The sequence below is a fragment of the Rhodococcus sp. (in: high G+C Gram-positive bacteria) genome (assembly GCF_049591685.1).
Taxonomy (GTDB): domain Bacteria; phylum Actinomycetota; class Actinomycetes; order Mycobacteriales; family Mycobacteriaceae; genus Rhodococcoides.
In genome coordinates, this window is sequence record NZ_JBAWFH010000441.1 from 1 (window position 1) to 6,459 (window position 6,459).

The 6,459-nt window shown below is 65.3% G+C and carries 6 protein-coding genes and 1 pseudogene; 4 read left to right on the top strand and 3 right to left on the bottom strand.

The window, feature by feature from the left end; genetic code table 11:
* Positions 1–17: 17 nt before the first annotated feature.
* Together WBQ44_RS18475 and WBQ44_RS18480 are read right to left on the bottom strand one after the other, a co-directional pair.
* The gene (locus tag WBQ44_RS18475) at positions 18–1,469 is read right to left on the bottom strand and encodes an alpha/beta-hydrolase family protein (RefSeq protein ID WP_495568126.1); all 1,452 of its coding nucleotides are present in this window, start codon (positions 1,467–1,469) and stop codon (positions 18–20) included.
* Positions 1,466–2,149 carry a phospholipase A2 family protein gene (locus tag WBQ44_RS18480; RefSeq protein WP_495568127.1) on the bottom strand — a complete coding sequence of 228 codons (684 nt, stop codon included), beginning with the start codon at positions 2,147–2,149 and terminating at the stop codon, positions 1,466–1,468. The genes WBQ44_RS18475 and WBQ44_RS18480 overlap by 4 nt, the downstream gene beginning before the upstream one ends.
* Positions 2,150–2,432: 283 nt before the next feature.
* Between WBQ44_RS18480 and WBQ44_RS18485 the strand changes: the two genes are divergently transcribed.
* The 3 genes from WBQ44_RS18485 (at position 2,433) to WBQ44_RS18495 (ending at position 5,422) form a co-directional block, all read left to right on the top strand.
* On the top strand, positions 2,433–3,566 hold the full coding sequence (locus tag WBQ44_RS18485; RefSeq protein WP_495568130.1) for a sensor histidine kinase: 1,134 nt from the start codon (positions 2,433–2,435) through the stop codon (positions 3,564–3,566).
* 47 nt (positions 3,567–3,613) lie between these two features.
* Positions 3,614–4,276 carry a response regulator gene (locus tag WBQ44_RS18490; protein WP_495568128.1) on the top strand — a complete coding sequence of 221 codons (663 nt, stop codon included), beginning with the start codon at positions 3,614–3,616 and terminating at the stop codon, positions 4,274–4,276.
* Positions 4,277–4,390: 114 nt separating this feature from the next.
* On the top strand, positions 4,391–5,422 hold the full coding sequence (locus WBQ44_RS18495) for an ATP-dependent 6-phosphofructokinase (protein WP_495568131.1): 1,032 nt from the start codon (positions 4,391–4,393) through the stop codon (positions 5,420–5,422).
* Positions 5,423–5,442: 20 nt separating this feature from the next.
* Here the strand turns inward: WBQ44_RS18495 and WBQ44_RS18500 are convergent.
* Positions 5,443–5,511 (bottom strand): annotated as a pseudogene (locus WBQ44_RS18500) (acyl-CoA thioesterase); the annotation flags it as partial.
* Positions 5,512–5,606: 95 nt separating this feature from the next.
* On the opposite strand from WBQ44_RS18500, the gene gatB reads away from it, so the two are divergent.
* Positions 5,607–6,459 (top strand): Asp-tRNA(Asn)/Glu-tRNA(Gln) amidotransferase subunit GatB (gene gatB, locus WBQ44_RS18505; protein ID WP_495568129.1); only part of this gene is annotated, 853 nt, incomplete at its 3' end.

Genomic DNA, 6,459 nt, shown 5'->3' on the forward strand with positions numbered 1-6,459 from the left:
CGGTCGCGCCCCACGCACTACGAGCAGTCGGGTAACGACAGGCCCTGGTCGCGCCCGTAACGGTGTCCGTGTCCGGCCGGTGCATCCAGCGCGGACACCATGTCCACGGTCGTCTGCAGATAGCTGATCACCGGCATCCACTGCGGCACCGGGGCATCCCTTCGCGTCGAGCGCAGATCCGGCGAGGACAGCAGTAAGTCACTCGACCACCACACCACCGGGTCGGACGAATTGGCCAATATCACCGCACCTCCCGTAGCGACCTCACCCGCCGGTGGGCCGGCCCACAACGCGCCACAGACACCCGCGGGCAGCTGTGCCACCGCAGAACTACCCCCGATCGAGCCCAGACTCTGGCCGTAGACGTACACCTTCGGCCGAGCTGCTTCGTCCATGGCCGCGACCCTCGTGCCGATCGCATCGAGAACCGCAGTTGCCGATTCCTTCGCGCTGTCCTCGGCGAACAGAAACGTGGCCCAGCTCGGCTGGTTCGAATACTGAGCCGCCACCGTCGCAACGTCGCCGGCGAACCGCTCCTCGATTCCCGAGACCGCATTGTCGTCGATCCACCCGGACCCGGTCGGGACGGCTACCACGACGTGTGACTTGTCGAATCCCCCCGCGTGAGCGACATCGGCGACAGCGAGGCGGGCCCGCTCAGCGACGGTCTGCGCGGCCGCCAATCCGACGTAGGTACGCACCGCCGAGCCGTCGGTGCCGCCGGAGACGAACTTACGTCCTTCTCGGCCGAGTGCGTCCCACGAAACGAGCGAGTTTGCACTGCCCGATCTCGAGGACGACGAAGGGATGTCGTGCGAGCTGTCGACCGCTGCGTCAGCGATACGGTGACGCTCGACGAACGACGCCGTCGTCATCGGAGCCACAATTACGACGCCGGCAGCTGCCGACACCAACAGCGCTGCAAACACTTTGATCCAACCCAATGCGCGGCATGCTCGGAACGCGCCGACGCCGACGACGACGAGGACGGCGCACACCGATATGGATCCGCACAGCACTTCGATCCAGTGCAGCGGCGTCGTCGAGTCGGTTTCCATAGCCGCGCGCAGCGAGTTCTGCCAGTGGGCGTTCACCGTTCCCGCGGCAGCGACCGTGAGCGATCCGGCCGTAGCAGCCACGCCACGCAGGAGTGGACGGGGAGAGAGTGCAACGAGTTTTCTGGTGATCCGGTGCGTGCCGGCGGACAGGGCCAGCGCGCATGCTGCGAATACTCCGGTCACCACGGCCTGCGTCGGAGACGACCGCGGAAGCAGCGACGGTGCCAAGGACGCGACGACCGCGCAGGCCAGGATGATCGAGGTGGCCACGCGAGGGGGCAGGAGTGGAGCCTGCGGAATGACTTTTGTAGGCAGGAGTGGAGCCTGCGGAATGACTTTTGTAGGCGGGAGTGGAGCCTGCGGAAGGGTTTGTCGGGTCGGGGTGTGCTGGATGCCGGTGTCGGTGCTCATGCTGCTACCGCCGACGCGCGGAGCTGTGCGGACGGGATGGCCCCGACGGCGACGGTGAGGACGCCTGCACCGATTGCTCCGGCGAGGAGGTAGGGGAGGCCGGGCTCGGGCGCGGGTGCGTGGTAGCCCTGCCTCCAGGAGTTGAGTTCGACTGCCGTGGCGGCGATTTCGGCCACGAGGTGACAGGCTGTCCGCGAGGCGAGTGTACCCCGATCGTCGCAGGACCGGTGCATGGTTCGCCCGAGGAGTGCATCGAGGTTCTTGCGGTTCTGGGCGAGGAAGGGCGAGTCTGCAGCCTCTCCGAAGCGGAGTAGGTCGTACCCGAGATCGTGTGCTTTGCAGGCGTTGTCGAATTCGGTGGGCAGTGGTACGGGGGAGGAGCAGCCGCCATTCGGATTGACCAGCATTCCGTTGGCGATGGTCGGTGTGTATCCGAATTTCGCCGTGAAGCCGCTCGGAATAAGTGCGGCCGCAGCGTGGGCACCGGTGGTGTCGAGTGCGTCGATGGCCACGGTCGATGCACCGGGGTGAGCGGCGTTCACGAGGCCGAGTGCCGCGTCGGCGGCGTCGGCGGCGTCGGCTCGCGGCGTCGAGGTGACGGCGCCGATGCCGAAGAGTGCGCCCGCGACGAGCGCTCCGATGCCGATTCGTACCGGCCAGTTCCCCGATCTGTGTTTCATGATCAGCGACGTTATGAACGCGAACCCGGTTGAGTAATCGGTCCGAGGTGCCGTTCCGTACCGGTCCCGTAGTGGCGCGTCGATCATCGACCGGTACCGAGGGGCCAGGAAGACCTCACTCCTGGGTATGACGACTTTCGGGCGCGTGGTTCCTAGAATCGTTTCTGTGGGTAACACCGAATCATCCCAGAAGAGCAAGCGGCGCAGTGCGTTGCCGAAAATCACGCGCCGCATTCCCAGGGGCAGACGAACGGACGTCTCGTTGGTCGTCGTCACGTTGATCATGTACGCGGTCGCCTGGCCGACTCTGCCACTGACGCATCAGGTCGCCGCCCCGATCATGCCGATAGTGTCGGCGCTCGCGGTGTTCCCGCTCGTTCTCGCCCGAGCCAATCCGGCACTGGGATGGGCGATTTCCGCCGCCTCCGCGTTGGTCGTGCCGGTGGCGTTCGATCGAGTGGTCGGCTACGACTACCCGTGGCAGGTCACCCACATCATGGTTTTGTTGACGCTCGTCCTGGCTGTTGCACTGCGGTGCGCCATTCCGATCGTCGCTGTCACCTTGGCCGCCACCGTGCTGTTGTTCCTTGCCTTCACCCCGGGCAGTGACGGTGTCGGGTGGGCGGTGGGACTGAGCGCAATCGTCGCGTTCGGTCTGCTCGTTCGGTGGCTCGTGTTGTCGCGTCGCCAGCTGGCGAAACAGGAGGAAGTCAGCGAACTCGAACGTGCGCGAAGGACGATTCTCGAGGAGAAGGCGAAGATAGCCCGCGATCTGCACGACGTTGTGGCGCATCACATGTCGCTGGTGGTCGTGCAGGCGCAAAGTGCGCCGTACCGCTTGGATAACGTATCACCCAGTGCAGCAGCCGAATTCGAGTCGATCGGCGCAACGGCGCGGGAAGCCATGAACGAGATCAGGGGCATGCTCGGTGTGTTGCGCAGCGACGGTGTCGTCACCGATGCCCCCGCGCCGGGCGTCGCCGACATTCAGGCGCTTCTGGAGAGCAGTGTGCGCGCGGGGGTTCGACTCGGTTGGGAGTCGACGGGTGATCTACACAGTGTTTCTGCAACAACAGGTTTGACGCTCTATCGCATCCTTCAGGAGTCGCTGTCCAATGCCTCGCGGCACGCACCGGGGACGGACGTGCGGGTGCGACTCGACTACGGTGCCGACGTCGTCTACCTCGAAGTGATCAACGGTGCACCGCGTTCCGGCACACCGGTGACGATCGACTCGACCACCGGTGGGCACGGCATACGGGGGATGGCTGATCGAGCCCTCGGGGTATCGGGTCGGCTCGATGCACGGGCCCGTGCGGACGGTGGTTTCGAGGTGGTGGCGCGGTTGCCGTCCTCGGCTTCGGCCCCGTCCAGCGCGGGGAATGCCGCGGTTTCCAGTGTCGGTACGGCCATCTGAACCACGGCATCACTGCCACCCGATAACCACGGCATAGGGTGTCACCTGTGGCCATCACGGTATTCATCGCCGACGACCAGGCAATGGTGCGGCAGGGCTTCGGCGCGTTGCTAGCGGCCCAGCAGGACATCAGCGTTGTCGGTGACGCGGCGAACGGCGTGGATGCCGTCGCCGAGTGCAAGCGTCTGCGTCCCGACGTCGTGCTCATGGACGTCCGCATGCCGTTGATGAACGGGCTCGATGCGGCGCGTGCCATCATCGGCGCTTCCCTCGAATCGCCGGCTCGAATCCTGATGCTCACGACGTTCGACATCGACGACTACGTGTACGAGGCGCTCACCATCGGAGCGAGCGGATTCATGCTCAAGGACGCACCTGCCGACGAGCTGGTCCGGGCGGTGCGCGTCGTTGCCGCGGGGGAGGCGTTGCTCGCGCCCTCTGTCACGCGCCGACTCATCGCGGATGTCACCTCGCGCCGCACCGCGCCGCGCACCCACCCCTCGACTCTGGCGGTGCTGACTCCGCGCGAGCGCGAGGTGCTCGAATTGATCGCGAGGGGCATGTCGAACACCGAGATCGCCGGTGCCCTGTTCGTTGCGGAACAGACAGTCAAGACCCATGTGGGCAAGGTGTTGGGCAAGCTGAACCTGCGAGACCGCGCACAGGCGGTCGTGCTGGCCTACGAGACCGGCGTCGTCACCCCGGGCTGATCGCGCTCGCCGGTGACCTCGCCCGACCGGCTTGCTCCGGCGACCGCCGGCGCGCTCGATCGCCGCGGCAAGATTACGGTTGAGGGTATGGAGTCGACGAGAGGCGGAAAATCGATGCGCATCGGAGTTCTCACCGGGGGTGGCGATTGCCCTGGCCTCAACGCAGTGATCAGGGCGGTCGTCCGCACCGCCGATGCGCGATACGGGTCGACGGTGGTGGGCTTCCAGGACGGGTGGCGTGGGCTGCTCGAAGACCGCCGCATCCAGTTGCGCAACGACGATCGAAACGACCGGTTGCTGACCAAGGGTGGCACCATGCTCGGGACCGCCCGAACCAACCCCGATGTGTTGCGCTCCGGGTTGGATCGAATCAAGCAGACTCTCGACGACAACGGCATCGACGTGTTGATCCCGATCGGCGGCGAGGGCACGTTGACGGCGGCGAACTGGCTCTCGGAGGAAGGTGTGCCGGTGGTCGGCGTGCCGAAGACCATCGACAACGACATCGACTGCACCGACGTCACGTTCGGATTCGACACCGCGCTGACCATTGCCACCGATGCCATTGATCGGCTGCACAGCACCGCCGAATCGCACCAGCGCGTCATGCTCGTCGAGGTGATGGGCCGGCACGCCGGCTGGATCGCGCTGCACGCGGGGCTGGCATCCGGTTCACACATGACGCTCATCCCCGAGCAACCGTTCGATGTCGACGAGGTGTGCGATCTGGTGCGCAAGCGGTTCCAGCGCGGCGACTCTCACTTCATCTGCGTCGTCGCCGAAGGCGCCAAGCCGAAGGAAGGCTCGATGTCGTTGCTCGACGGCGGCATCGACGAGTTCGGGCACGTCAGGTTCACCGGCGTCGCGCACCAACTCGGCGAGGAGATCGAGCGCAGGATCAACAAGGAAGTTCGCACCACCGTTCTCGGGCACGTCCAACGCGGCGGAACGCCGACGCCCTACGATCGAGTGCTCGCCACGCGGTTCGGTGTCAATGCGGTCGACGCGGCCCACGCAGGCGACTTCGGGAAGATGGTGTCGCTGCGCGGCTCCGAAATCGGCCTCGTGTCCCTCGACGAAGCGGTCAAGCAACTCAAGCGTGTTCCCGAGAGCCGCTACGTCGACGCAGCTGCGTTCTTCGGGTGAGCGGGTTCGTCGGGTAGACCGAGAAACTCGAGGATCGTGCCGCCGTGCACGTTGCCGGAGAACATATCCGGAGTCATCAGCACGGTCATGTACAGGGTCTGCCTCGAGGTGTCCGTCTCCGTACGACCGTAGCGAGCACCCGGGGTTACTCGCGCGTTCTCGCCAGCGCATAAACTCTGCAACCATGACTGCTTCCATGGTCGATCTGATCGATTACGACGACGTGATTTCCCGTTTCGACCCGGTTCTGGGTATGGAGGTCCACGTCGAACTGGGCACAGCCACCAAGATGTTCTGCGGATGCCCGACGGCTTTCGGAGCCGAACCGAACACGCAGGTGTGCCCGGTCTGCCTGAGCCTGCCGGGGGCACTGCCGGTGGTCAACGCCGCTGCCGTCGAGTCGGCCATTCGGATCGGGCTGGCTCTCAACTGCTCGATCACGCCGTGGGGCCGCTTCGCGCGGAAGAACTACTTCTACCCGGATCAGCCGAAGAATTACCAGATCTCCCAGTACGACGAGCCGATCGCCACCGAGGGCTACCTCGACGTTCTGCTGGACGACGGCAGCACGTTTCGTGTTCAGATCGAGCGCGCGCACATGGAAGAAGACACCGGCAAGTCCACACACGTCGGCGGCGCGACCGGACGTATCGAGGGCGCCAGCCATTCGCTGCTCGACTACAACCGTGCCGGGGTTCCGCTCGTCGAGATCGTGACCAAGCCCATCACCGGTACTGGTGAGCGCGCACCGGAGGTCGCCCGCGCCTACGTCACAGCCCTGCGGGACCTGCTGAAAGCACTCGACGTGTCGGATGTCCGAATGGACCAGGGCTCGCTCCGCTGCGACGCGAACGTCTCACTCATGGAGAAGACGGCGTCGGAGTTCGGCACGCGCACCGAGACCAAGAACGTCAACTCGCTCAAGAGCGTCGAGGTGGCTGTTCGGTACGAGATGCGGAGGCAGGCAGCGGTTCTCCAGGCCGGTGGCGAAATCGTCCAGGAGACTCGTCACTTCCAGGAGTCGGACGGCAGTACGA